General features: G+C 63.7%; 21 protein-coding genes. 8 read left to right on the plus strand and 13 right to left on the minus strand.

Annotated features, from left to right (window positions below):
* Positions 1-149: 149 nt before the first annotated feature.
* The 4 genes from A3M3_RS0101560 to mtrA form a co-directional block, all read right to left on the minus strand.
* Positions 150-1,142: a ComF family protein gene (locus A3M3_RS0101560; RefSeq protein WP_035741204.1), complete on the minus strand. Its 993-nt coding sequence runs from the start codon at positions 1,140-1,142 to the stop codon at positions 150-152.
* A gap of 128 nt (positions 1,143-1,270) precedes the next feature.
* On the minus strand, positions 1,271-3,007 hold the full coding sequence (locus A3M3_RS0101565) for an LpqB family beta-propeller domain-containing protein (RefSeq protein WP_035741206.1): 1,737 nt from the start codon (positions 3,005-3,007) through the stop codon (positions 1,271-1,273).
* On the minus strand, positions 3,004-5,007 hold the full coding sequence (gene mtrB, locus A3M3_RS23460; RefSeq protein WP_081736663.1) for an MtrAB system histidine kinase MtrB: 2,004 nt from the start codon (positions 5,005-5,007) through the stop codon (positions 3,004-3,006). Before mtrB ends, A3M3_RS0101565 begins: the two co-directional genes overlap by 4 nt.
* On the minus strand, positions 4,979-5,653 hold the full coding sequence (gene mtrA / locus A3M3_RS0101575; RefSeq protein WP_028264852.1) for an MtrAB system response regulator MtrA: 675 nt from the start codon (positions 5,651-5,653) through the stop codon (positions 4,979-4,981). The genes mtrB and mtrA overlap by 29 nt, the downstream gene beginning before the upstream one ends.
* A gap of 399 nt (positions 5,654-6,052) precedes the next feature.
* Between mtrA and A3M3_RS23465 the strand changes: the two genes are divergently transcribed.
* The 6 genes from A3M3_RS23465 to A3M3_RS0101605 are packed head-to-tail and all read left to right on the plus strand — an operon-like array spanning position 6,053 to position 12,106.
* Positions 6,053-7,045 (plus strand): hypothetical protein, encoded by a 993-nt coding sequence (locus A3M3_RS23465; protein ID WP_051423277.1) that lies wholly within the window; start codon positions 6,053-6,055, stop codon positions 7,043-7,045.
* Complete coding sequence (locus tag A3M3_RS0101585; RefSeq protein ID WP_051422879.1) at positions 7,042-7,728, plus strand: DUF4129 domain-containing protein; 687 nt, start codon at positions 7,042-7,044, stop codon at positions 7,726-7,728. Before A3M3_RS23465 ends, A3M3_RS0101585 begins: the two co-directional genes overlap by 4 nt.
* Positions 7,725-8,915 carry a DUF4350 domain-containing protein gene (locus A3M3_RS23470; RefSeq protein ID WP_155854257.1) on the plus strand — a complete coding sequence of 397 codons (1,191 nt, stop codon included), beginning with the start codon at positions 7,725-7,727 and terminating at the stop codon, positions 8,913-8,915. The genes A3M3_RS0101585 and A3M3_RS23470 overlap by 4 nt, the downstream gene beginning before the upstream one ends.
* Before the next feature lie 11 nt (positions 8,916-8,926).
* A complete protein-coding gene (locus tag A3M3_RS0101595; RefSeq protein WP_028264854.1) occupies positions 8,927-9,979 on the plus strand; it encodes an AAA family ATPase in 1,053 nt (350 codons plus the stop codon).
* Between the two features lie 50 nt (positions 9,980-10,029).
* Positions 10,030-11,322, plus strand: coding sequence for a DUF58 domain-containing protein (locus A3M3_RS0101600; RefSeq protein WP_028264855.1), 1,293 nt, complete (start codon positions 10,030-10,032; stop codon positions 11,320-11,322).
* Positions 11,323-11,374: 52 nt separating this feature from the next.
* The gene (locus A3M3_RS0101605; RefSeq protein ID WP_028264856.1) at positions 11,375-12,106 is read left to right on the plus strand and encodes a DUF4166 domain-containing protein; all 732 of its coding nucleotides are present in this window, start codon (positions 11,375-11,377) and stop codon (positions 12,104-12,106) included.
* A 4-nt stretch (positions 12,107-12,110) separates the two neighbouring features.
* Here A3M3_RS0101605 and A3M3_RS0101610 read toward each other — a convergent pair whose 3' ends face one another.
* Together A3M3_RS0101610 and A3M3_RS0101615 are read right to left on the minus strand one after the other, a co-directional pair.
* Positions 12,111-13,148 carry a hypothetical protein gene (locus A3M3_RS0101610; protein ID WP_028264857.1) on the minus strand — a complete coding sequence of 346 codons (1,038 nt, stop codon included), beginning with the start codon at positions 13,146-13,148 and terminating at the stop codon, positions 12,111-12,113.
* A gap of 4 nt (positions 13,149-13,152) precedes the next feature.
* Entirely contained in the window at positions 13,153-13,539 is a 387-nt protein-coding gene (locus A3M3_RS0101615; RefSeq protein WP_028264858.1) for a chorismate mutase, read from the minus strand.
* Between the two features lie 78 nt (positions 13,540-13,617).
* On the opposite strand from A3M3_RS0101615, the gene A3M3_RS0101620 reads away from it, so the two are divergent.
* A complete protein-coding gene (locus tag A3M3_RS0101620; RefSeq protein ID WP_028264859.1) occupies positions 13,618-14,277 on the plus strand; it encodes an NAD(P)-binding domain-containing protein in 660 nt (219 codons plus the stop codon).
* Between the two features lie 78 nt (positions 14,278-14,355).
* Here A3M3_RS0101620 and A3M3_RS0101625 read toward each other — a convergent pair whose 3' ends face one another.
* The 5 genes from A3M3_RS0101625 to mnmA form a co-directional block, all read right to left on the minus strand.
* On the minus strand, positions 14,356-16,065 hold the full coding sequence (locus A3M3_RS0101625) for a dipeptide ABC transporter ATP-binding protein (protein WP_028264860.1): 1,710 nt from the start codon (positions 16,063-16,065) through the stop codon (positions 14,356-14,358).
* Positions 16,062-17,096: an ABC transporter permease gene (locus A3M3_RS0101630; protein WP_028264861.1), complete on the minus strand. Its 1,035-nt coding sequence runs from the start codon at positions 17,094-17,096 to the stop codon at positions 16,062-16,064. Before A3M3_RS0101630 ends, A3M3_RS0101625 begins: the two co-directional genes overlap by 4 nt.
* Before the next feature lies 1 nt (position 17,097).
* Entirely contained in the window at positions 17,098-18,186 is a 1,089-nt protein-coding gene (locus tag A3M3_RS0101635; protein WP_028264862.1) for an ABC transporter permease, read from the minus strand.
* A 115-nt stretch (positions 18,187-18,301) separates the two neighbouring features.
* Entirely contained in the window at positions 18,302-19,930 is a 1,629-nt protein-coding gene (locus A3M3_RS0101640; RefSeq protein WP_028264863.1) for an ABC transporter substrate-binding protein, read from the minus strand.
* A 302-nt stretch (positions 19,931-20,232) separates the two neighbouring features.
* The gene (gene mnmA, locus A3M3_RS0101645; protein WP_035742083.1) at positions 20,233-21,354 is read right to left on the minus strand and encodes a tRNA 2-thiouridine(34) synthase MnmA; all 1,122 of its coding nucleotides are present in this window, start codon (positions 21,352-21,354) and stop codon (positions 20,233-20,235) included.
* Between the two features lie 220 nt (positions 21,355-21,574).
* Here mnmA and A3M3_RS0101650 point away from each other — a divergent pair, with 220 nt between their 5' ends.
* The gene (locus A3M3_RS0101650) at positions 21,575-22,813 is read left to right on the plus strand and encodes an NAD(P)/FAD-dependent oxidoreductase (protein ID WP_028264865.1); all 1,239 of its coding nucleotides are present in this window, start codon (positions 21,575-21,577) and stop codon (positions 22,811-22,813) included.
* Here the strand turns inward: A3M3_RS0101650 and A3M3_RS23475 are convergent.
* The gene (locus A3M3_RS23475; protein WP_051422880.1) at positions 22,792-24,072 is read right to left on the minus strand and encodes a cysteine desulfurase family protein; all 1,281 of its coding nucleotides are present in this window, start codon (positions 24,070-24,072) and stop codon (positions 22,792-22,794) included. The two genes, A3M3_RS0101650 and A3M3_RS23475, sit on opposite strands and share 22 nt — an antisense overlap.
* A gap of 25 nt (positions 24,073-24,097) precedes the next feature.
* Positions 24,098-24,763 (minus strand): helix-turn-helix transcriptional regulator, encoded by a 666-nt coding sequence (locus A3M3_RS0101660; RefSeq protein ID WP_028264866.1) that lies wholly within the window; start codon positions 24,761-24,763, stop codon positions 24,098-24,100.
* Between the last annotated feature and the right edge of the window lie 6 nt (positions 24,764-24,769).

A 24,769-nucleotide genomic window follows, 5' to 3' on the forward strand; every position in this document is an offset into this window, starting at 1 on the left:
CAAACAACTCAGGTGACACGATAAGGGCGCTTCTCGGGGCTGATCTGACGGACAGTCGAGCCCCTTTCCGAGCCGCTATCGACAGGTACATCTGTTCTTGGTACCCATACCCGACGTTAGTTCATCGCCACGGCTAATTCATCCTTTCGTCACTTATTTTTTGTTTGAGTCGGTTCGGACTGCATCTTCGGTCTCTCGGCAGAGAGCCCGCGTCCGGCCGGCGGACGAGTGGCAGCGAGAACCACCGCACCACACACCACGCCTCCCGCCTTTGACACTGCCCGGGCGGCTTCGGAGAGGGTGGCACCTGTGGTGAGGACATCGTCCACGATGATGCACGCCTTGCCTTCCAAGGCCCTTTCCTGGAACAGCCGAACGGTCATGGAGCCCCGGACGCGGCGCACGCGCTCCCCACGGCCCAAGCCCTTCTGACCACTTCCCGGTCTTCGGGTCCCGACGCCGAGGATCCCCGCGCCGAGGGCTGCGAAGCCGGCCCGGAGGGAAGTGCCGTCCCGGGCGCGCGCAGCCTGGACCAGGTCGCGCCACGCGAGCCTGGACTTGACCTTCTTCAAGGCGTCCTTCATCTGTAGACCCGGCAATGCGTTCCGGCGCCGTAGATGGCCGAGCAAGAGATGGACCGGGCTGAATCCGCGGTTCCGGAAGGCCGCGTTACTGCTGGGAATAGGTACAAGGAAGATGTCCGTCCTGTTTCCGACGGCTGCCCGGACAGCCTTGCCCAGCGCAGGCGCGAGCACCGAGGCCAAGCGTCCTTGGCCGAGATGCTTGAACGAGAGCAGGGCTTGGGCCAGTTCGTCCCTATAGTGGCCCGCCGCGACGACAGGCAGAATGACGGCCCCATCCACGGTGAGCAAGGCCGGCGCCTGTCCTTCAGCCCGGAAGGGGCTGGTGCACAGAAGACGCACCTGGCGAGCGCAGGGCCCACAGAGCGTGGAGTCTTCGGCGCCACAACACACGCACTCCACGGGAGCCAGGACTGCCAGCAGCTCGGCGAAGGCAACAACCAGGCCCTGTGTGAGCCGCATCAATCGATCGGGATGCCTTCCCCGATGGCGCGCGCCATTGTTCCAGGTGGCCCCGAGGTCGGGGTCATGCACCCGGCGGCGCTTGTTGGCGTTCCCCATGCCCCAAGCATCCAGTGCTTTAGCCGTGGCGGACAGCACCGAACCGGGCTATGTGGATTATGAAGCTATGTGCACTATGAAGCCATATGCGCCAGGAAGCGATGCCGAGAAGTTGCCGGAACCCCTGCTTAGCCAGGGAAGGCCGGGTCTACCGGTCCCTTGAGTTGCAATTCCCATCCGTTGCCCACCCGTTGGAAGACTCCGGCTGCGGACTGCCCGAAAATCTGGTCCGTTCCGTTGCCTGCGCTAATGGTTGTCAGGTTCGGCCAAGCCGGCAACAACTGCGGCTGCCCTGACGTGAGGGACAACAACTCGGGAACCACGTTCTGAGTCGAATCGGCTTTCATCACGGCAACTGTTGTGGAATTGACCCAAACCCCTTGGTCAACGGGGGAAGAAGTGAACAAGGTCGTCGGGGCGGTCAGATCCTTGGGGGTGCCATCGGGATTGCGGACAATACCGGTTACCTGAACGGATGACTTGCCGTTCATCTCGGAAACGACCAGTGCGCGCGTACCCTCACGGGATATCCGGAAGTCCCTCACTACGCGCCCTGCCAACCATGACGGGGTGATGGTCACCGTGGGCACGGTCTGGCCTTGTGGAACATCGGACGGTTTGAATGCGACTACTTCGGTGGCGCCAGTAGCTCCCGGACCTGCCGTCCAGACCCAATCCTGGGGGCTGAAGGAAGGACGGCTCAGCGTACTCCTGGTTGTCAGTTGACGGGCAGGCTGCCCCGGAATCATCGAATACAGGACAGTTCCCGCGTCGTTGAGGAAGGCCACGGCTTGGGAAGTCGGGGATTCAGCTGGAGCCATCGGATTCAGTCCAGCCACGGCTTGCATGTCCGGAAGGGCCGAGACTCTGTTGTTCTCGTAGCGCACGAGTTCTTCGTTGTCGACGGCGATCTGGCGCGCCGGAACATTTTTCTCGAGCACAGGCGGCAGGACGGAGCCATTGTCTTCCACACGGACGAGATCCTGGTCAGCCCGGAGCTGGACGTTCACCACGTCCGGTTGGCTACGGAAGGTGAGGGTGAGTTGGTTTTGCATACGTTGCCTGTCCTCCGCCGAGGCATCCACGAGTTCCTTCGCGGAAAGGTCCACTTGGGCGGCTCCCGACACAACCGGCACCGACTCCCGGGCCAGTTTCATTCCGGAGGGAAAGGCGCTGACGACGGCGCCCCGGAGGTAAGGCGCAGGACCGGCAAGCAAGGCGCTGGTCATCGCCTTGACGGTGTTCTTCTTAATGAACCAGCGGATGTCCGGAACCGCGTACGCAAAAGTGGGATCGTAGAAGTAGATGGGCTGGGCCGCGTAGATGACTTTGAACGTTTCTTCCGGGATAGCGGTGCCATCCGGGACCGCTGAGATCCGCCACTCGCCGTCGACTTGTTCCAGGGTCACCGGAATGGTTTCGGTGGTTCCTTCCGGGAACTGCGTGGCAACGCCGTCCGCGTCGACGGCATAGGCGAGGTCGAGCTGGTACTTGAACTCGTTTTCCACGCCGGTCTTGACGACGGTCGCACTGCGGAAGACGAGCGTGCGCTTGTCGGACTTCCAACTGACGGACAGCGACTGCGTCAGATACTGCCGGGCCACCGCATAATCGCCTTCGTACCCGCTGCCGGCACCGTAGAAGTCTTCGATGATCGACGCCGGGCTGGCTCCGGGATGTGGCGGCGGCGGAAAGAAGACCGGAGCGTTCGGGTTGCCCGCGCTCTCGTCTTTGCTCTTTCCGACCGGACCGGACCGTGGAATCTGCGCGCAGGAACTCAGGATCACCATGAGGACCGCAAGAAGGGAGATCGTGGCCTTCAACAGGAAGGGGCGTCGAGTCAGGTAGGAGTGTTGTGAACTCATAGTCCCGTTCCCTCCCCGGTCTTGTCGGCGTCGTTCTCCCCCGCCGGCGGCAGTACAGGAGGCAGTACAGGAGGCAACGCCGGAGCGTCCTCCGGCGTCGGGTCTGCAACGGAACCTTGTTCCGAGGAGGCGTCACCTGCATCCACCACCAGGATCTGCCGTTCCGGGGCGGCGCCTGGCAGGTTGATATCTGCCGGTTCGAGCTGCAAAGGTGATTTCACGATGGTTCCTCCCTTCTTGAGCGGCAGAGTCAGACGGAAGTTGGAACCGGCCCCCTTGCGGCCCCAAGCCTGCAGCCAACCGTTGTGGAGCTTGGTGTCCTCCGCGGCGATGGAAAGTCCCAGGCCGCTGCCCCCGGTTGTCCGGGCGCGGGCTGGATCGGCCCGCCAGAAACGATCGAAGACCCGCGCGGCTTCCGCTGGACTCATTCCTATGCCGAAGTCACGCACCGAAATGGCCACAGCGTCGTGATTGGCTGCAACGGAGACGTGGACGGGCCTCCCCTCGCCGTGTTCGACGGCGTTGAGCAGCAGGTTCCGCAGGATGCGATCGATCCTTCGGGCATCCATTTCCACGATGATGCGCTTATGGCGCGAGGTAAGGCGCACTTCTGAACCGTAGTCCGCGGCGACCAGTGAGGCACCGTCGATAACGTGGGACACCACTTGGAAAATGTCCGTCGGCTCGGAGTCCAGAACGGCAGCCCCCGCGTCGAAGCGTGAAATCTCCAGCAGGTCTGAGAGCAAAGACTGGAAACGCTCCACTTGGTTGTAGAGGAGCTCCGCGGAGCGCTTGTTGATGGGGTCGAAGTCATCCCTGGCATCAAACAACACTTCTGCTGCCATTCGGACGGTCGTCAGCGGAGTCCGCAGCTCGTGCGACACATCGGACACGAACCGCTGCTGCATCTGGGACAAAGTGGCCAGCTGCGTGATCTGTTCCTGCAAGCTCGCGGCCATATGGTTGAACGATGCGCCCAGCCTGGCCACCTCGTCTTCGCCCTTGACCACCATTCGTTCCTGCAACTGACCGGCGGCCAGCTTCTCGGAGACGACGGCGGCGTGGCTCACCGGACTCACGACGTTCCTGGTTACATACCAGGCAATCCCGCCGATCATGAGGATGAGTGCGGCGCCGCCTGCCCACAGCACGTTCTGGATTTCGTCCAGCGTCTGTTGGGCGGTATCAAGGTCATAGAGGAGATAAAGCTCGTAGACCGTGCCGTTGAACGTGACTTTGTTGCCGACTGCGATGCCGGGGTGGTCCTGGTTGCCGACGGGAAACTCCGTGGAGGCCCAGTACTGGTCCTTGCCCGATTCCTGGACGGACTTGCGAAGCGCCGGTGGAATGACCCGGACCGTCAATTGATCCGAGGCCCGCGATTCCACCCAGCGGTTGCGCGGCTTGGTCTGTTCGGGCATGGCCTCGAAGACGTACCGCCGCTGGATAACCGAGCCGTTGCCCTCCACTGCCTTGAGGGTGTCGTAGACCAGGGTGATGACGCTGGATTGATCGTTGGCCTGTGAACCGTCGAACGTGTCCTGGACTTGCTTGACGTAGTAGCGGCTTTCCGATTCGGCCTGCTTCAGGCGTTCCTGGAACAGGTTGTTCGCTATTTGGTTTGAGAGGTACGCGCCGACCACCGCAAATGACGCCATCGACAGGACTATCGTCACGGCGACCGTCCTGAATTCAAGCGAGCGGCGCCATCGCCGCAGCAGGGCCCGCCAGAGATAACGAAGTCCCGGACGAATGTGGCGAAGTCCCGTCAAGACCAGACGTGATACACGCAGTGCCAAGATCAGGGCGCGCCGCGTCCAAATGCGGGTCCGCTCCAGGATCCACGCAAGGTTCAATGCCCGGGCGTCGGTGTGTTCCGGGACGGTATGTCCTGAAACGACGGTATGTCCTGAAACAGGATGTTTGACCTTATCCGTCTCAGGGCCAGCGCCGGGCTCGCCGGTGGAAGACTCAGGCGCCTGCTTTGTATCCGACACCACGAACCGTCAATACAACTTCAGGGGCTTCCGGATCACGTTCGATCTTGGACCGCAGCCGCTGGACATGGACATTGACCAGCCGGGTGTCGGCAGCGTGGCGGTAGCCCCACACCTGCTCAAGGAGCAGTTCACGGGTGAAGACCTGCCAGGGCTTGCGGGCCAGGGCGACCAAGAGATCGAATTCCAGGGGCGTCAGCGAAATCCGTTCTCCGCCCCGCGTCACCAAGTGGCCCGCGACGTCGATAGTGACATCGGCAATCCGCAGGGTCTCTGGCGCCTTCTGGTCGCCCGGGCGCAGCCGGGCCCGCACCCGAGCCACGAGCTCAGCCGGTTTGAAAGGCTTTGGCACGTAATCATCAGCACCGGATTCGAGGCCCCGGACAACATCGGAGGTATCCGCTTTGGCGGTAAGCATGACTATGGGAACATCGGACTCCCCACGGATCTGGCGACAAACTTCGATGCCGTCCGAGCCGGGAAGCATCAGGTCAAGCAGAACCAAGTCAGGCTTCGAGGAACGGAAGACCTCCAGCGCTTGCCCGCCGTCCGCGCAAAAAACCGGGTCGAAGCCGTCGTTCCGCAGCACGATGCCGATCATTTCAGCCAGCGCTTCGTCGTCGTCTACCACCAGGATGCGTGCCTTCATAGTTATATATTCCCTTATCGTCCAGCCTTTGTCCCGTTGAGCCCGATCACGGCATGGCGCACTGCAATAGGAAAGCCGCGAGGGCTATGAGGCGCGACGGCGGAACTATAGGCTGGAGCGGACGGTCCCATTCCGGTCCGTGCATTGCTGCGGGCGCATCGTTTGGGGGAGGAAAACGTGTCACAGCCAGATCCGGGCAGCCGGCCTGAACAGGGACCGGCATCGCCGTGGGGCGCGCAACCACAATGGGGGCCGCCACAGTATCCGGGACAATCCTGGGGCGTCCCGGTCGATCCGCGCTGGCAGGGCGGCGGTCCGCCGCCCTCTGGCCAAGCTGGCTATGTCGCTCCCCCAAAACCAGGAATCGTGCCTCTCCGGCCGCTCTTTTTTGGTGAGATCATGGACGGCTCCTTCCAGACCATGCGCCGGAACGCCAAGACCATGTTCGGATCCGCGCTTGTTGTCCAGGCCATCATCGGAGCTTTGAGCGGAGTGGCCTCGATGGGAATGCTCGGGATGGCCCAGCCTCCCGCAAGGGGTTTCACGAGCCAAGACGAAGCCATGCGGTTTTTCGGCCCGGTGTTTGGCGCCGTTGTCGCAGTCCTGGGTGTTTCATTGCTGGCCATGGTCCTGAGTTCGATCCTGCAAGGCGTGATGGCCATCCCTGTCGCGCGGTCGGCATTGAACCGCCCCACGGGCTTCAAGCAAATGTGGTTTTTGGCCCGCTCACGCATCTGGCCCCTCCTGGGGTTTGCTTTCCTCATGCTTGGCGGATCTTTGCTGTTCTTCGTGGTCCTGACATTATTGGCCGCCCTCATCTTGACTGGCTTGGGACCGCTCGGGCTGCTTCTGGTTCTCCCCTTGGGACTCGGCGCCGTCGTCGTCTGCGTCTGGGTCTATACCAAGCTCCTTGTGACTCCGGCCGCCATCACCATTGAAGAACTCGGCGTCTTCGCCGGCCTTCGGCGATCTTGGACCCTCACGGCGAGGAACTGGTGGCGGATCTTCGGCATCACCCTCCTGGTGGGATTCATGGTGGGAGTCATCGCACAGGTCATCCAGATTCCCCTGACCTTGGCATCCGGCGGGATGACTGCCGTCTTTTCCCCGCATGCGAGCGCCCAACAAGCGGCGACGACAACAACGGTCCTGCTGGTGGTTTCACTGCTTGTAGGTGCCCTCATAGGTGCGGTCGGCCTCGCTTTTCAAACCTCGGTGGCAGCCCTGATCTACATGGATCTGCGGATGAGGCGCGACGGACTGGACGTGGAGCTGCTGCGGCTTTTGGAGACCGGGGAAGAGCCCGACGGCGTTCCGGGGCGCCGCAGCGCACGTCAGGCAGACGCCCGTTTATGGCCGCCCGTGCCCGGTCAGGGTCCCTATACCGGATGATCCCCGCACCGACGTTCTTGACCCTTCTTTCCACTGGCGTCGAGCCTCCCGTTGATCCGGACCGCGAGGGGGCCCGACGTTGGGCGGTTGAGGAACTCTCCAAGTCGCAGTATGCATCGGCCAAAACCGGTTGGATCGATGGGTTGTGGAACCAGTTTCTCGAATGGCTCCGCTCCCTGAACGGCGATTTCACCACCGGGTCGAATATAGGCGTGCCGTTAATCGGGGCGTTGGCTGTGGTCCTGATCGTGGGTGCCGTGATAGTTGTCAGGCCGAGGCTCAACGCCAGGAAGAAAGAGTCTGCGGAGGTTTTCGACGGCGGGGCACCAGTTGATGCCGATGCTTTCCGCCGTCGGGCAGCTGCCGCGGCAAATCGCGGAGACTGGCACACCGCCGTCGTCGAGCAGTTCCGCGCTTTGGTTCGCGCTGCGGAGGACCGGGCAGTCGTTGATATCCAGCCTGGCCGGACAGCAGATGAGGCGGCTGAGCAATTGGGGCGCGCCTTCGGGGCTGCCGGTTCCCGGCTTGAGAACGCCGCCAGGCTCTTCGATGGCGTGAAATACGGCAAGGCAACAGCCACCCCGTCCGATCATGCCGCTGTCCTCGCACTGGACACCGATTTGCTGTCCATGAGGCCTGATTTCGCTGGGCAGCCGGGCAATGGTTTGGCGGTACCGCGATGACGCCGGCCCGCGGCACGGCGATGGAGCCCGCTGCAGCAAAAGCACGCAATACAACTGTGCGGGACTGGTCGCGAAGCCACATGGCCTGGATCATCATCGGAACCATCATCGCGGTGCTCGGCATAGTGACGGTGGCCCAGTCCCCCGCAAACACAGACAAGGCACCCTTGTCCGCCCGCAATCCGGCCCCGGACGGCGCCATGGCCGCGGCCGAAATTCTCCGGCGACACGGAGTCATGGTCACGGAATCCGATTCTTTCGTGACGACCACCTCGCTCCTTGCCCGGAAGCCACAGGCGACGGTGCTGCTGTATGACCGCAACGGCTATCTCGACTCCACCCAGTTGCACAAGCTGCTGGATTCGGCAGCCCGCGTGGTGGTGGTGGCTCCCGGCTTCCAGACGCTGACCGGGCTGGGCGGCCAGATCCGTCATGCCGGAGTTGTTCCCAACGGCACGTCAACGTTGGATGCGGGATGCGGGCAAGCGGATCCACTCGCCGCGGGGCCGGTCTCCGGCAAGGACGGGTTCCTGTACACGGGAGCCGGTGCTGTTTGCTACCGGCCTGATGGCAGCGACGGCGGCATGTATGCGACGAGCGTGGACGGCCGGCTGGTGGTTCTCGGCAGCACAGCGCTGCTCAGCAACGATCTCCTGCAACAGGAGGGCAATGCCGCGTTGACCCTCCGGACCCTTGGTCCAACGGCGGATCTGCTCTGGTACCTCCCCGGCTTGGGAGACGTGCCGCGGAACGACAAACCGGCCACGCTCGATGAACTGGCGCCGCCTTGGCTCGGCTTCCTGGGAATGTGGCTGGCGGTGGTCGCAGTGCTCGCCATACTGTGGCGTGGCCGGCGGCTCGGTCCGCTCGTGTTCGAACCGCTGCCCGTAGTCGTCAAGGCTGCCGAGACGGCCGAAGGCCGCGCCCGCCTGTACCAGGACTCCCGCGCCGTCGGCCGGGCAGCTGACAATCTGCAGGCCGGTACTTTGACCAGGCTCGCAAGGCACTTCCGGCTCGGCCCCGAGGCCGGCGCGGAGGCCGTCCTGGACGCGGTGGGCCGAAAAGTCAACCGGCCGGTACCGGAGCTACGGATGCTGTTGCTGGACCACCGGCCCCACACCGAGCCCGAACTGGTCCGGTGGGCACAAAGCATCGAAAAACTCGAGCAGGAGGCTACAGCCCCATGAGTAATCAAGCAATGAGCAACCCGGCAAACAGCTTCACTGACGGCAACTACGGCTACGACGGCCCTCAGGGAGGGGCAGCACCGCAAGGACCACCGGCCCAAGAAACATCCCGGCCGGATCCTGCCCGCAAAGCCTTGCTGGACGTCCGTCACGAGGTGGGAAAGGCCGTGGTCGGACAGGATGCGACGGTGACTGGCATGCTGATCGCGCTGCTCTGCGGGGGCCACGTGCTGCTTGAGGGTGTTCCTGGCGTTGCCAAGACCCTATTGGTGCGTGCCTTGTCCACCGCACTGAGCCTGGATACCAAACGCGTCCAGTTCACCCCGGACCTCATGCCGGGTGACGTCACAGGCTCTCTCGTCTACGATTCGCACACCTCGGAATTCACCTTCCGCGAAGGGCCGGTCTTCACCAATATCATGTTGGCGGACGAAATCAACCGAACGCCTCCCAAGACCCAGGCCTCCTTGCTGGAGGCCATGGAGGAGCGCCAGGTCTCCGTGGACGGACTCTCCCGTCCGTTGCCGTCACCGTTCATTGTCGCCGCCACGCAGAACCCGGTGGAATACGAGGGCACCTATCCCCTGCCCGAGGCCCAATTGGACCGCTTCCTCCTCAAGCTCGCCATGCCGCTTCCCGGCCGTGCCGAAGAAATCGAAGTGATCCGCAGGCATTCGGAAGGCTTCGATCCGCGGAACCTGCACGCGGCCGGAGTCAGGCCGGTGGCGGGCGCCGCAGAACTCCAAGACGCACGTGACGCCGTCGCCGCTGTGACTGTGGCCCCCGAGGTCCTCGGCTACATTGTGGACGTCGTCCGCGCCACCCGGGCAGCGCCGTCGTTCCAGTTGGGAGTCTCCCCTCGCGGCGCCACTGCCTTGCTGAATACCTCCCGTGCCTGGGCATGGTTATCCGGACGCGACTTCGTCACCCCCGACGACGTCAAGGCCCTGTCCCTGCCATGCTTGCGGCACCGGGTGGGGCTTCGCCCCGAAGCCCAGATGGACGGCGTCCACGTCGATGATGTCTTGGGCAGCATCCTGGCTTCTGTTCCCGTCCCGCGCTGATGGTGCCAAGCCTGATGACTGTCCACCTTATGACTGTCCAGGGGTACTGAATGGCGATTACAGGCCGCTTTGTACTACTGGCGTTCGCCGCTTTGGCGCCCCTGGTGCTGTTCCCGGCCTGGGGTACGGTCCTGCTCGCGGTGGCCGTGCTCCTGGCCTTGCTGGTGACCGATATCATGTTGGCGGCGTCTCCTGCCAGGGTTGAGCTACAGCGGAAGGGACCCGGGAACGTGACCCTCCACTCGGAAACGGAATCCGTCCTGACGCTGGAAAACGGCAACCAACGGACCTTTCGCGGAATGGTGCGTGACGCCTGGCAACCCTCCGCTGGACCTGTCGCCCCCGTCCAGCGCGTCGAGATCCCGGCTGGGGAGCGCCGGCGCATGACAATTCGGCTAAAGCCCACGCGTCGCGGCGACCTCGCGGCCCGGCACGTCACGATGCGTTCCTTTGGACCGCTTGGCTTGGCCGCCCGGCAACGTACTGTTCCCCTCCCGGGCCGCATGCGTGTCCTGCCCCCCTTCCACTCAAAACGGCACCTTCCTTCCAAGCTACGAAAACTGCGGGAGCTCGACGGCAAGGCCGCCGTTCAGATACGGGGTGCGGGCACGGAGTTCGATTCCCTTCGCGACTACGTCCGGGGCGACGACGTGCGTTCCATCGACTGGCGGGCAACCGCCCGACGCACCGCCGTCGTGGTTCGCACTTGGCGTCCCGAACGGGACCGCCGTGTCGTGATCATGCTGGATACCTCCCGCACGGCCGCAGCCCGGATCGACGACGAGCCACGTTTGGACACCGGGATGGAAGCGGCTCTTTTGCTGGCCGTGCTCGCCGAGCGAGGCGGAGACCGGGTGGGCTTCTTCGCCTTCGACCGACGCGTCCGCGGTCGCGTCGATTCAGCGGCCAAAGGCACTCTCCTCGGCTCCCTGGTCCAAGCCATGGCCCCGCTCGAGGCAGAACTGATCGAGATGGACTGGGCCCAGATCCCCACCCAGGTGCGGGCAATTTCGGCTCACCGTTCCCTCGTAGTCCTATTAACATCACTTGACGGAGGAGCCCCGGAAGAAGGCCTCATTCCCCTGGTGGCGCAGCTGGTCCGGCAGCATGTGGTGCTTCTTGGATCGGTGAGGGACCCCTTGCTGGGGCGGATGAAGGAACAACGTACCACTGCGAGCCAGGTCTTTCGTGCCTCGGCCGCAGAACGTGCCTTACTCGACCGGGAAGCCGTCAGTGCCCAATTGCGCCAGCTTGGTGCGGAGGTGGTCGACGCCGAGCCTCTGGATCTACCGCCGCTCTTGTCGGATGCATACATCCGCCTGAAGGCTGCGGGCCGCTTGTAGCCTTGAGGCAGGAATCAATCCCAGTACCCGTTCCCAGAACCGAGGACACTACATGAGCACACCCATCTACGAGTTGGCGCTGGGCAGCAAGTTCGGGCGATTGCAGCCTGAACTCCAGGAGTACTTCTCCCTCGCGCCCGGCTCCGGATCATACGGAATTGGCGAGGGCGTGTTCGATGTGGTCGGTTGCCGACAGAAGTGGCTCCGACCCCTCCTTGCCGCGGTCGCCGGGGAACAGGCTTTCTTCCCGGAATACGGCGAGCGCATCCCGTTCCGAATCGAGAACCACGCGCACCTGGACCCGTTCGGGCGGTCCAGCCTCACGGCCCGGCGCGAAATTTTCTTTCCCGGCCGTACCCGGCTGTTCCATGACACTACTGTGGCCGAAACCGGCGACGACGGCGGCACCCGGCTGGTCGACTACCTCGGCAGGTATCGCCGACTCGCGACGGCACTGGATCTCGATGCCACACCGGAGGGGCGGCTTCGGGGGGTCTCGAGCGCGTCACGCTTGTTCCTGGGTCCCTTGCGGCTCAGCCTACCGGCGTCCCTCGATGCGAAGGCCTTCGCAGAGCAGTGGTGGGATCCGCTGGAAGGCAAGCACCGGATCCAAGTGAAGGTGCTCCAGAAACACCTTGGACTGGTGCTCGTTTACGCGGGTTCCTTTGACTACCGTTTGGCGCCCTCGCTACCCGCCCCGAACGCCGCGGCCGCACCAACCGCCACTGCCGCCGTCGGGCTCCCCCGATACGCCGAACCTGACCGCTGGGAACGGCGGGTCTAGAAGGCTAACCGAGGGCCAGTTGGTTCAACCCGTCGGCAAGCTGGGTCAACCGGCTCAGGATTTCCTGGGCTCCCGACGGCGAATACCCGGCCAAGCCGCCGGACGGCGTGACCCGGACGGCGCCCAGGCTCGACGCCGGCAAGCCGAGTTGGTGCCAAGGCCGCCAGACGGTGTCCACCACCTCGGCCGTGCGCGGCAGTGTTGCCCGCGGATCGTCCGTAGGCAACGCGCCTGCCCAGAAGCGCTTGCCCGCCTCCACTGCGGTGGCGATGTGTTCCCATTGGCGTGTAGTTAGTGCCTTGAGCGGAACGGCGATGCCGTCGGCCCCGGCGGCGAGGATCTGCTGGATCGGTGCTTCGATCTCCGGAACCGCGACCACGGTCTCCACCACTCCGGCAGCGCGCAACGCGTCGATCACCAGCCGCCATGCGCCTGTGACTTCTTCGCCCGGGATGGACCGTAGGGTGCGGTACCCGCTCGCAGTGGGAATGGTACCGGCCAGGACGGAAGCGATGTCCGGTTCGTCGAGTTGGATCACCACCTCGGCGCCCGGCACTGCGGCGCGGATCCTGGCCACGTGCTCGGCGACGCCGGCGGCCAGGGATTCCGCGATGTCCCGGCGGGCACCGTAGTCAAGCAGGGCGCGCTCGCCATTGTGCAGGTACAGTCCGGCTGCCAGGCTCATGGGGCCGCGCAGCTGGATCTTCAACGCCTCCGCGGAGGATTCCTCCGAGCCGGCAATGTCGGCCAGGACATTGATGTCCGTGGCAAGAGCGGACTTGGCCCGCCGCAGGTCCTTCCCGGGTCGGTCAACCAAGCGCCAGCCGTGCGGCTGCACATCGATGGCCATGTCAACAAGCAGCGACGCTGTCCGGCCAAGGGTATCCGAGCCGATGCCGCGGTCCGGCAGCTCAGCCAGAAACGGCAAATGCGGGCTGCCCAGCTCGCCACGGATGACCCGTGCAGCCTCGGCGGGATCGGTACCGGGCCACGGACCCAATGCCGTGGCGGTGACCTGCTTCTGCACGGTTTCGGCGGGCATGTGTTCAGCCCTGCGCGATGGAAGCCTGGTGGCCTTCGGCGATTGCCTCGTGGTGCCGAATGACCTCGCTGATGATGAAATTCAAGAATTTCTCAGCGAATGCCGGATCGAGATGCGCTTCCTCGGCGAGCCGGCGCAACCGCGCAATCTGGGCGGACTCACGGCCCGGGTCCCCTGCAGGGAGCTGATGCGTCGCCTTGAGGACGCCCACCTTCTGGGTGGCCTTGAAACGCTCGGCGAGTAGGAAGACGAGGGTGGCGTCGATGTTGTCAATGCTGGAGCGGATGGAGAGCAGCTCGTCCATGACGGCCTGGTCCACACGGCCAGCGAGGGAGCTGGCAGAAGGATCGAAGGAATCGGCGTCGGGGAGGGCGTGGTTCTGCTCGGTCATTCCTACAGTCTAGGGTGTGCTGGCCGAGCATTGAGGGGCACAATGAGCATGTCCGCGCCGACGAGAAGGAGAGCACGCATGAAAATCGCAGTTCTTGGCACCGGAATGGTGGGGCATGCACTGGCCAGCAAACTGATGGCGGTTGGCCACCAAGTCATGATGGGTTCCCGGGAAGCCGGCAATCCGAAAGGGACGGAGTGGGCGGCGCAGGCAGGTCCGGGAGCAAGCTCCGGCTCCTTCGCCCAGGCCGCAGCCATGGCTGAGATCGTGGTCAATGCAACCCCGGGAATGGTCTCGCTCGCCGCGTTGAGCGAAGCCGGGGCAGCAAACCTGGCGGGCAAGATCCTGGTGGATGTGTCCAACCCCTTGGATTTTTCGGCCGGATTTCCGCCGTCGCTCTCCGTCTGCAATACCGACAGCATTGCCGAAACCATCCAGCGCTCCTTCCCGGAGGCACGTGTGGTCAAGACCCTCAACACCTTGACTGCTCCCCTGATGGTCGATCCGCTCCGACTCGCTGAGGGCGCCCATGACGTGTTCGTAGCAGGGAACGACGACGACGCGAAAGCCACCGTCGTCGCGCTCCTGCGGGAGTTCGGCTGGCTACCGGAACGCATCCACGATCTGGGTGGGCTCGACGTCGCCCGCGGCCTTGAAATGTGGATGCCGCTGTGGCTCCGGATTTTCATGCGCCAACCGAAGGACAAGCTCTTCAACATCAGCATCGTGTCCGAATAGCCACGGCAAAAAAGAACATGCCCGCCCTTCGAGGAGAAGGGCGGGCATGTGCTTCTGGATGGTCGCAACGATGGCCGGTCAGATGCCCAACAGCGCGCGGTGTTCTTCCCGGCGTCGGGCCTGTTCATCAGGATCCGGAACTGGCAACGAGGCGATGAGCTTGCGCGTGTATTCGTGCTGGGGATTGCCCATGATCTGGCTGCCGATCCCCTGCTCCACAAGCTTGCCCTTGAACAAGACACCCACCCAATGGGAGAGGATGTCCACTACTGCGAGGTCATGGCTAATGAAGAGCGCGGCAAATCCGAACTCCTCCTGGATGTCCTTGAACAGTTCCAGGACCTTTGCCTGCACGGAAACGTCAAGGGCCGAGGTGGGCTCGTCGGCGATCAGAAGCCGCGGGTTGAGCGCGAGCGAGCGCGCCAGCGAAGCGCGCTGGCGCTGTCCACCGGAAAGCTCGTGGGGGAAGCGTTCAGCGTACGACGCCGGAAGCTGCACCGATTCGAGCAACTGCGCCACCCGCAGGCGTGCTTGGGCCGGACTGGGGTGGGTATGGATGAGCAGCGGTTCCGCAACGCACTCGCCAATGGTCAGGTGCGGATTGAACGAGGCCGCCGGGTCTTGGAAGACAAAGCCGATATCCTTGCGCAGCGGCTTGAACGTGTGTTCCTTGAAGTCCAGCATTTCGTAGCCGAGGACCTTGAGGCTGCCGCCGGTTACCCTGTTGAGGCCTGCAATGGCCCGGCCGATCGTGGACTTGCCGGAACCGGACTCGCCAACCAGGCCAAAGACCTCATTCTCGGAGACCGTGAAGCTAACGTTGTCCACAGCCTTGAACCCTGGTTTGCCGAGGCGCCCCGGATACTCGATGGTGAGGTTCTTGGCCTCGACCAGGATCTTTCCCCCCTGATGCAACCGTTCGGTGGCCCCTTCGGAAGCCGAGTTACGGCCAAGGTGCGGCACGGCGGCCAGCAGCTTCTTCGTATAGTCCTGCTTGGGCTCGGCGAACAGGACCTTGGCGGTGGCCTCTTCGACCACGTCGCCCTGGTACATGACCACGACGCGGTCGGCCAGGTCGGCCACGACACCCATATTGTGCGTAATGAGCACAATCGAGGTGCCGTACTTGTCCCGCAGGTCCCGGAGCAATTGAAGGATCTCGGCCTGGACAGTGACGTCCAGGGCAGTCGTCGGCTCATCCGCCACAATCAATCCCGGGTTCAGGGCGAGCGCAGCGGCGATGACTACGCGTTGCTTCTGACCTCCGGAAAGCTGGTGGGGATAGTAGTTGACGCGGATTTCGGGATCGGGGATGCCCACCTTCCGCAGGGCCTCGGTGGCCCGTTTCTTGGCTTCCTTGGCCGAGACCCGGTGTCCGTCCGAGGCATGGGCCCGGATGCCTTCGGCGATCTGCCAGCCGACCGTGAACACTGGATTCAGGGCCGTTGACGGTTCCTGGAAGACCATGGCCACGTCACGGCCGCGGATCTTGCGCAGTTTTGACGCACTGACGCTGATGACGTTGTTGCCGTTGATCAGCACGGCGCCCGAGCTGATGGCTGTTTCCGGGAGCAAGCCGAGGATGGTCTTTGCCGTGACAGTCTTGCCGGAACCCGACTCTCCCACGATTGCCAGAACTTCCCCGGCTTTGACCTCGAGGCTGACGTCCTTGACGGCGTAGACGTCCCCGCTGTCCGTGGCGAAGGTGACTTTGAGCCGTTCGATGTCCAGGACGGGCTGCCCGGATGGGAGCGGCTGGTCCGAAATGTTGCCGATGTTGGTGGTCATGCCTTACCTGCTTCTGGTTCAGGAGCAGTAGTAGCCCCTGTGTTCTTGCCGTCGGTTCCTGCCGCAGCCTTGGAACGGGAGGCCTTGCCCCCGGCTCGCTTGCGTCCGCGGAGGCGGGGATCGTTGAGGTCGTTGATGCTCTCGCCGACCAGCGTCAGGCCCAGCACGGTCAGGACGATCGCGATACCGGGAAAGACACCCGTCCACCAGATGCCGGAGGATGCGTCCGCCATGGCTTTGTTGAGGTCGAAGCCCCATTCTGCGGCTGAGGAAGGTTCGATGCCGAAGCCCAGGAAGCCAAGGCCGGCAAGGGTCAGGATCGCTTCAGAAGCGTTCAGCGTGAACATCAGCGGAAGGGTCCTGGTGGCGTTCTTGAAGATGTGGCGGGTGATGATCCGCAGGCTGGATGCGCCCAGGACCATTGCCGATTCCACGAACGGCTCTGCCTTGAGCCTGATGGTCTCTGCCCGGATCACGCGGAAATACTGCGGAACGAACACCACGGTGATCGAGAAGGCGCAGGCGAGGATGCCGCCCCAGAAGCTCGACTGGCCGCGGCTGATGACGATGGACATGACGATCGCCAGGAGCAGGGAAGGAAAGGCATAAATGGCATCGGCGATGACCACCAGCACCCGGTCCAGCCAGCCACCGAAGTAACCACTGAGGAGACCGAGTGCCACGCCGAGGAAGATGGACATCGCCACGGCAACGACGATCACTGTCACGGCGGTCTGTGAACCCCACAGGACGCGGGAGAGGACGTCATATCCGCCGACGGTGGTTCCGAACAGGTGCTTGCTGCTGGGGGCATCCTGGGTGGGGAACGAACCGGAAGCGTCACTCAGTTGGGCGTAGCCGTAGGGTGCGATCAACGGAGCGAGCACTGTGGAGAGGAGAAAGAAACCGGTCAGCACGAGCCCGGTGATGAGCATGCCTCGCTGGAGGCCAACGCTCTTCTTGAGGTGGGAAATGACGGGAAGTCCGGACAGGAAGGACTTCTTCCGTCCTGAAAGGGTTGCAGTGCTCATGTCAGTACCTCACTCGAGGGTCGATCAGCGCGGCGACGACGTCCACGACGAAGTTGGTAAAGGCGACGATGACGGCCAACAGAACCACGATGCCCTGGACTGCCACGAAGTCCCTGGCGTTCAGGTACTGGACCAGCTGGTAGCCAAGTCCCTTCCATTCGAAGGTGGTCTCCGTGAGCACGGCGCCGCCGAGCATCAGGGCGATCTGCAAGCCCATGACGGTGATGATGGGGATGAGCGCCGGCTTGTAAGCGTGCTTTGTCACGAGTCGGAATTCGCTGACGCCGCGGGAACGGCCGGCCTCGACGTAGTCCTTGCCCAGGGTTCCGATGACGTTGGTCCGAACGAGGCGCAGGAAGACACCGGCGGTCAGGAGGCCCAGGGCAATAGCGGGAAGCACCGCGTGGGATATGACGTCGCCGAGTGCGGCGAAATTCCCGCTGCGCAAGGCGTCGAGCCAAAAAATGCCGGTGGGAGCGGCCAGTTGGCCCATGGCCAGCTCAGTGCGGGTGGACACGCGCCCGGCCACTGGGAGCCAGCCGAGCCAAACGGAGAACGTCAGCTTGAGGAGGAGTCCGGAGAAGAAGACCGGAGTGGCGTAGCAGAGGATGGCAAAGCAACGCAGGAAGGCGTCGGTGGCCTTGTCGCGCCGTTGCGCGGCGATCAGGCCCAGCGGGATGCCGACCGCGAGGGCCACAATCAGCGCGTTGATCGTCAGCTCGAGGGTGGCTGCACCGAAGGTCGAAAGCATTTCGACGACGGGGCGGCGGTCCGTGATGGTGGTGCCGAAGTTGCCGGTGACCAGTTGTCCCAGGTATTCGAAGTACTGGATGATGATCGGCCGGTCGTAACCGGCGTCGTGGATTCGCTGTGCCAGGACGTCCGGCGGAAGCCGGCCGCCTTGCGCGGCAGTGATGGGGTCGCCGATGACCCGCATCAGGAAGAAGACCAAGGTTACGAGGATGAAGATCGTGGGAATGATCAGGAAGAACCTGACCACGATGTACCTGCCCAGACCTCCGCCCGCTGATTTGCTCTTGGGAGCGACCGCGTCCGGTTCGACGTCGGGCATCTCTATAAGTGTTGTCATTGCTACCTAAAAGTTCATTGCCCGCGGATCGCACGGGGTTTTGCTCATATGTGAGGCAATCAGCAAGAGGGGGAGGCAAAGCGCCTGTTGGCACCCGCCTCCCCCGACCGGCTGCTTACTTTGAAATGGTTCCCAATCGGAACTTGAAGGATGCGTCAAGCGTCTTGTCGACGCCGTTCACGCCCTGTGCCGAGATGGCAACCTGGGCGCCCTGGAGCAGCGGCAAAGTGGAAATGTCCTTTGCCAGAGCGTTCTGGGCGTCCTTGATGGTGGATTCACGAGCCGACTTGTCCGTGGTGGTCAGCTGCTTGTTGATCAGGTCCGTCACGGCCGGGTCGTTGAAGTGGTTCTTCAAGAAGCCACCGTTCGGGAAGAACGGGGTCAGGTAGTTGTCGGGGTCGCTGAAGTCAGGGAACCAACCGAACTGGAACAGGGGGTACTCGTCGGCACGGCTGGCCTTGCTGTAGGTCACCCATTCGGTGGACTGCAGGTTCACCTTGAAGAGGCCCGACTTCTCGAGCTGGTCCTTGATCATGGCGTACTCGTCACCCGAGGACTTGCCGTAGTGGTCGGGGTTGTACTGGAGGTTCAACGTGACGACGTCCTTGACACCGGCGTCGGAAAGGACCTTCTTGGCTTTGTCCAAGCTCGGCTTTCCGTTGTCGCCGTAGGCATCCTTGAACGACTCGTTGGCGCCCAGGAAGCCACTGGGGACGTTGGAGTACAGCGGCAGGTAGGTGCCCTTGTAGACCTGGTCCGCGATTGCCTGGCGGTCAACGAGGTTGGCGATCGCCTGTCGCACGGCAAGTGCCTTGGCCGGGTCGGCACCGGGTGCCTTGGCGCCGAACGGCATGGTGTCGAAGTTGAAGGTGATGTAGCGGATCTCGCCGCCGGGACCAACGTTGACCTTGACCTTGGAGTCCTTCTTGAGGTCGTCGACGTCGGTGGCGCTGAGGCTTCGGTTAGCAACGTCGATGTTGCCCTGCTGGATGTCCAGCTTCATGTTGGTCGGCTCGGCGTAGTACTTGATGGTGGCGGCGTCATTGGCCGGTTTGCCCAGGACACCCTGGTAATCCGGGTAGGCCTTGAGGCTGATGAGCTCGTTCTTCTTGTAGCTGTCGATCGTGTATTGGCCGTAGAACGCTTTGGCCTTGATGATGTCGTCATCGGAAAGCAGCTTGTCGGCCGGGAAGACCTGATGGTCCACAATCGGCGCGGCCGGGCTGCTGAGGATCTGCGGGAACGTCTGGTCGTTGGCGAGCTTCAGCTTGAAAACGACAGTGCTGGGGTCAGGGGCGCTGACGCTGTCCAGGTTTTCGAGCAGGCTTGCAGGACCAGCGGGGTCGTTGATCTTGAGCTGCCGGTCGAAGGAGAACTTGACATCGGTGGAGTCCAGCGTGTGGCCGTTGGCCCACTTCAGTCCGGGCTTCATCTTGACGGTGTACTCGGTCGGCGACGTGAACGATGCCGACGCTGCCAGGTCCGGAACGGGCTCGGCACTTCCTGGCTTCGAGTTGAGGAGGAAGGAATAGACCTGGTTCATCACCATGAAGGAACCGTTGTCATACGAGCCCGCGGGATCGAGTGCAGTCACCTTGTCGGTGGTGCCATAAGCGATCGGGCTGCTGGCAGCTGAAGAAGCCGAACCGCCGCCGCCCGACGGGCCCGTGCAGGCTGTCAGAGCGAATACGGAGATGCCCGCGAACGCGATAACGCTGCGCAAGGCTTTTTTGTTCAATGCCATCAGTGAACTTTCTGTTCGATGGAAACGGCGAACCGCCGTGGGTAATTTCTTCGGAGCACACACTCCTGATTCCACGATTCAATCAGAAGGTTTCTTGGTGAAACGTTTGATTTTGTGAGTTGAGACACAAAATTTACTTTTTCTTTTAGCCCGCCGCGGGCTGCGGCGACGGCGCTCTGCTCGTCCGGGACCAAAAACGCAACTGTTTGGGAGCGCTGAGAATTCAGTGGGTGCGCCTCGTCTCCCGAGGGCGATCCACCTCTGCTCGATCAGCGGAGGGGTGGGGCGGCTACGCCCAAAGCCTAGAGGGCAGCTCGCTGCAGCGAGCGGGCGGCGTCGATGGTTGCCTGGCCAAGAACACGGGTTCCCTGGTACAGCACGACGGTCTGTCCGGGCGCCACGCCACGGAGCGGATCGACGAGCCTCACCACGAGGCCAACACGTTCGATGCCGGCATCGTCGACGTGCCGTTCGACCGATGCTTTGGCAGGTACGGGGTCGCCGTGGGCGCGCACTTGGGCATGGCAATCGAATTCGGCGCCAGTGGCGACCTCGGCGATGGGCAGGCCGGCCCAGGACACCTTGATTCCGCGGATCTCCTCGATGGCGAGCAGAGATTCGGGTCCGACCACCACTTTGTTTTCCTTCGGCCGGATTTCCAGCACGAAGCGCGGCTTGCCGTCAGCGGCAGGAGTGCCCAGCTTAAGGCCTCGGCGCTGGCCGACGGTGAAGGCGATGGCTCCCGGGTGCTCCCCCACCTTGGTTCCGGCTTCGTCCACGATGTCGCCCGTGGTCATGTCGATCTTTTCCGCGAGCCAGCCGGCGGTATCGCCGTCCGGGATGAAGCAGATGTCATGGCTGTCCGGCTTGTTCGCCACGGACAGGCCGCGCCGCTCGGCCTCCGCACGAACCTCGGCCTTGGAAGGGGTCTCCGCCAACGGGAACATCGAGTGCTTGAGTTGTTCATGGGTCAGGACACCAAGCACGTAGCTCTGGTCCTTGGCCCAGTCCGCCGCACGGTGGAGTTCGGGGTTGCCGTCCGCATCCTGGATCACCTTGGCGTAGTGGCCCGTGCAGACCGCGTCGAAGCCCAGCGCGATAGCCTTCTCCAACAGGGCGGCGAACTTGATCCGCTCGTTGCAGCGCATGCAGGGGTTGGGAGTCCGGCCCGCGGCGTATTCGTCGATGAAGTCCTGGACCACATCTTCCTTGAAGCGCTCCGAGAAGTCCCAGACGTAGTACGGAATCCCCAGCACGTCGCAGGCGCGCCAAGCGTCACGGGAGTCTTCGATGGTGCAGCAGCCGCGGCTGCCGGTGCGCAGCGTTCCGGGCATGCGGGACAGCGCCAAGTGGACGCCGACGACGTCGTGCCCTGCTTCGACGGCGCGGGCGGCGGCAACGGCGGAGTCGACTCCGCCGCTCATGGCTGCAAGAACTCGCATGCTGGCTTTCTGTTGATGGGGGAAGTATTTGCGACTAAAGAGAGTAAGCGCCCAACTATTCTAGCGCCCGCCGGAATCCGGCCCAAAAATGCCTTGACCGGCTTCGCGGGCGATTCTAAAGTCAAAGCTACGAGTTTTAGATGTTCGGCCGCGTGGCCGTTTCCTGGTCCACGCGTTCCAAGGCCAAGCGAATCGAGTCACCATGGACATTGAACACATCCTTATTGCGGGCGGCGGCCTGGCAGGCGCCACGGCAGCCAAGACCCTGCGCTCCGAAGGGTTCCAAGGCCGGATCACGGTGGCCTGCGCCGAAGACGAACAGCCCTACTTGCGCCCTCCCCTCTCCAAGGAGTTCCTCCTCGGCAAGGCCGCTGAGGACACCGTCCCGGTGCTGGCGGCGGGCTGGTACCGGGAGAACGACGTCGAACTCCTCCTTGGCGAGGCGGTCACGGCTGCCGATCCTGCCGCCCACACGGTGCACATGAGTTCGGGGGCCGAGCTTCAGTACAGCAAGCTCCTCATCGCGACGGGTGCGCAGCCGCGCCGGATCCCGCTCCCGGGGTCCGACCTTGCCGGCGTGATGACGTTCCGGACCTTCAATGATTCGCGCAGGCTCAAGGAAGAGCTGGCACACGGCGGAAGGAACGTCGTGATGGTCGGCTCGGGCTGGATCGGCATGGAGCTCGCCGCGGCGGCCAGCGGCTACGGCAACACGGTGACGCTGCTGGGCCTGGAAGAGGTTCCGCTCAGCACGGCCATCGGCCCCGAACTGGGAGGCTTCTTCCGCAGCCTGCACGAAAAACATGGCGTGCAGTTCCGGCTGCCCGCGAGCGCAGCGGAAATCGCCGGAGTCGGGGGCAAGGCGAGCGCCGTCGTCACCAACTCAGGCGAGGTTCTTCCCGCCGATCTCGTAGTGGTGGCCGTCGGCGTGGTCCCGGATACGGCCTTGGCCGAGGCCGCCGGGCTTGATCTCCGGAACGGAATCGTGGTCGATGCTTCGCTCCGGACCAGCAGCCCGGACGTGTTCGCCGCGGGAGACGTCGCCAACGCACTCCACCCCTTCACCGGCGAGCACCACCGCAGCGAGCACTGGTCCAACGCCCTTAACGGAGGCAAGGTCGCGGCAAAAGCGATGCTGGGCCAGGACGCAGTGTTGGACGTGGTCCCCTATTTCTACACGGACCAGTTCGAGGTCTCCATGGAGTACTGGGGATATCCCACGCTCTCTGCCGGCTCCATACCCGTGATCCGAGGTTCCATGGAGGAAGACAGCTTCCTCGCCTTCTGGCTGCGGGACGGGGCCGTGGTGGCGGCTATGAGCGTCAACCAGCAACGGGTACAAAAGCCCATCAAGGCACTCATTTCCGGGCGCATTCCGGTGGACGTGGACCGCCTGGCCGACCCAGCCGTGCCGCTGGATCAGTTGTTGCCCGGCACCTGATCGCTTGCCGTGCCGACGGCACGGTCTTTACCAAAGCCGTCGCCGTAACCGCGCGCTGCCGTGGCTGCCGTCTGGATGCTGGACTCGTGTCCGGCCATTCCGGCCACCTTCGCCCGGGCATAGGCATCCGGCAGGGCTCTGAGGAGCGCGTCGACGTCGGCGTCGTTCGAAGAGTGTCCCAGGCTGAATCGTTGTGCCCCGCGGGCGGTGTCCTCATCCAACCCCATGGCAAGCAAGACGTGCGAAGGCCTGGGAACGCCCGCAGTGCAGGCGGATCCGGTGGAAGATTCGATGCCCGCCAGGTCCAGGAGAAACAGCAGGGAATCGCCTTCACAGCCCGGGAAGGTGAAGTGCGCGTTGCCGGGGAGCCGGGCGTCGCCAGGGGCTCCGCGCAAAACTGCCTCCGGAATGGCAGCCCGGACTCCGTCAATGATCCGGTCCCGCAAGGCACTGATTCGTTCGCGCTCCGCCACCAGGTTTTGAGCCGCCGAGTCCGCCGCGGCGGCGAAGGCCGCGATCGACGCCGTATCGAGGGTTCCCGAGCGGACGTCGCGTTCCTGCCCGCCCCCGTGCTGGACCGGCGTCACCTTGGTGGACCGTCCGAGGAAGAGGGCGCCAACACCCACGGGGCCGCCGATTTTATGGCTCGATACGGACATCGCCGCGAGGCCGGAATCGCGAAAGCTGAGCGGAATCGAGCCGAATGCCTGGACCGCGTCCGAATGCACGGGAATGCCATGGACAGAGGCGATGTCCACGATCTCCTTGATGGGCTGGATGCTGCCCACCTCGTTATTGGCCCACATGACTGTGACCAAGGCCACCGATCCCGGATCACGTTCGATCTCGGTCCGGACGGCGTCGAGCCGAACCACGCCGTCGGAATCGACGGGGAGCCAGACCGCTTCGGCTCCTTCGTGGCGTTCAAGCCATTCGACGGTGTCCTGCACTGCATGGTGCTCGACGGCGGAGCACAGGATCCGCTTGCGGCGGCCGTCTTCGTCGTGGCGGGCCCAGTAGATCCCCTTGACGGCAAGGTTGTCCGCCTCGGTCCCGCCGGAGGTGAAGATGAGTTCGGACGGATGCGCCCCGGCCGCTGCCGCGATAGCCTCGCGGGCGTCTTCCACGGATCGCCGGGCACGACGTCCCGAGGCGTGCAGCGATGAGGGATTTCCCGTCCGCGCCAGCTCGCGGGTCATTGCGGTGAGCGCAACGGCGGCAAGGGGCGTGGTGGCGGCATGGTCCAGGTAAACAGGCACTACCCAAGTCTATCGAAGCAGCTGCTCAGCCTGCCGGGCGGATCCTGGCGCAGCAATGGCCTTCGCGGTTGTCATCGGCGATCCGGTCCTCCGCGATTCCGCACGCAGCTGCCGCTCCGCTCAGGAAGGCGCCGTTCATGGCACAGACGACGTTTGTGTGACTTTCGGCCAGCCGGTGGAACGGGCAATTGACCAAGGAGTACCCGCCGTCGTCGTCAGCTTCCGGACGGTAGCCGAAGCTCGCCAGGACATCCTCGAAACGTGGCTCCGCGGCACCGGCCTCACGGCCGCGGGCGTAGGCGGTTTCGAGGAGCGCTTCGCGGGGGGAACCCCCCTCCGCCATCAAGTTCTGGATGGCGGAAGCCATGACCTCCCCGGCGAGGTCATAGTGGCGCTCGGGAACCGAGGCGCCGATCTCGTCGACAACGGCTGCGTAGAGCTTTGCAGGGCGCCCTGAACCCGGCCCGACCTTGCCACCGAGCTTGCGGAATTCGACATCCAGGAGCCCGTCACGGACCAGCCGGTCCAGGTGGAAGGAAGCAGTGCTGCGGGGAAGTCCGAGGGCCATCGCGGCGTCGTCCCGGCTCACCGGGCGGGTTGCAGCGCAGACGTGCTCGTACAGGCGGCGGCGATTGCCGTCGTCAAGGGATGCCAGAGCGGAAAGCCGACGCAGCCAGGAAAGTCCGGTCATGCATCC

Origin of the sequence: Arthrobacter sp. MA-N2 (assembly GCF_000517125.1) — a bacterium.
Classification (GTDB): Bacteria; Actinomycetota; Actinomycetes; order Actinomycetales; family Micrococcaceae; genus Arthrobacter; species Arthrobacter methylotrophus.

What these genes read in the sequence shown, in the direction of transcription:
- A3M3_RS0101560 (WP_035741204.1), bottom strand. Translation starts at nt 1,142, where the DNA reads ATGGGGAACGCCAACAAGCGCCGCCGGGTGCATGACCCCGACCTCGGG.
- A3M3_RS0101565 (WP_035741206.1), bottom strand. Translation starts at nt 3,007, where the DNA reads ATGAGTTCACAACACTCCTACCTGACTCGACGCCCCTTCCTGTTGAAG.
- mtrA (WP_028264852.1), bottom strand. Translation starts at nt 5,653, where the DNA reads ATGAAGGCACGCATCCTGGTGGTAGACGACGACGAAGCGCTGGCTGAA.
- A3M3_RS23465 (WP_051423277.1), top strand. Translation starts at nt 6,053, where the DNA reads ATGGACGGCTCCTTCCAGACCATGCGCCGGAACGCCAAGACCATGTTC.
- A3M3_RS0101585 (WP_051422879.1), top strand. Translation starts at nt 7,042, where the DNA reads ATGATCCCCGCACCGACGTTCTTGACCCTTCTTTCCACTGGCGTCGAG.
- A3M3_RS23470 (WP_155854257.1), top strand. Translation starts at nt 7,725, where the DNA reads ATGACGCCGGCCCGCGGCACGGCGATGGAGCCCGCTGCAGCAAAAGCA.
- A3M3_RS0101595 (WP_028264854.1), top strand. Translation starts at nt 8,927, where the DNA reads ATGAGCAACCCGGCAAACAGCTTCACTGACGGCAACTACGGCTACGAC.
- A3M3_RS0101600 (WP_028264855.1), top strand. Translation starts at nt 10,030, where the DNA reads ATGGCGATTACAGGCCGCTTTGTACTACTGGCGTTCGCCGCTTTGGCG.
- A3M3_RS0101605 (WP_028264856.1), top strand. Translation starts at nt 11,375, where the DNA reads ATGAGCACACCCATCTACGAGTTGGCGCTGGGCAGCAAGTTCGGGCGA.
- A3M3_RS0101610 (WP_028264857.1), bottom strand. Translation starts at nt 13,148, where the DNA reads ATGCCCGCCGAAACCGTGCAGAAGCAGGTCACCGCCACGGCATTGGGT.
- A3M3_RS0101615 (WP_028264858.1), bottom strand. Translation starts at nt 13,539, where the DNA reads ATGACCGAGCAGAACCACGCCCTCCCCGACGCCGATTCCTTCGATCCT.
- A3M3_RS0101620 (WP_028264859.1), top strand. Translation starts at nt 13,618, where the DNA reads ATGAAAATCGCAGTTCTTGGCACCGGAATGGTGGGGCATGCACTGGCC.
- A3M3_RS0101625 (WP_028264860.1), bottom strand. Translation starts at nt 16,065, where the DNA reads ATGACCACCAACATCGGCAACATTTCGGACCAGCCGCTCCCATCCGGG.
- A3M3_RS0101630 (WP_028264861.1), bottom strand. Translation starts at nt 17,096, where the DNA reads ATGAGCACTGCAACCCTTTCAGGACGGAAGAAGTCCTTCCTGTCCGGA.
- A3M3_RS0101635 (WP_028264862.1), bottom strand. Translation starts at nt 18,186, where the DNA reads ATGACAACACTTATAGAGATGCCCGACGTCGAACCGGACGCGGTCGCT.
- A3M3_RS0101640 (WP_028264863.1), bottom strand. Translation starts at nt 19,930, where the DNA reads ATGGCATTGAACAAAAAAGCCTTGCGCAGCGTTATCGCGTTCGCGGGC.
- mnmA (WP_035742083.1), bottom strand. Translation starts at nt 21,354, where the DNA reads ATGAGCGGCGGAGTCGACTCCGCCGTTGCCGCCGCCCGCGCCGTCGAA.
- A3M3_RS0101650 (WP_028264865.1), top strand. Translation starts at nt 21,575, where the DNA reads ATGGACATTGAACACATCCTTATTGCGGGCGGCGGCCTGGCAGGCGCC.
- A3M3_RS0101660 (WP_028264866.1), bottom strand. Translation starts at nt 24,763, where the DNA reads ATGACCGGACTTTCCTGGCTGCGTCGGCTTTCCGCTCTGGCATCCCTT.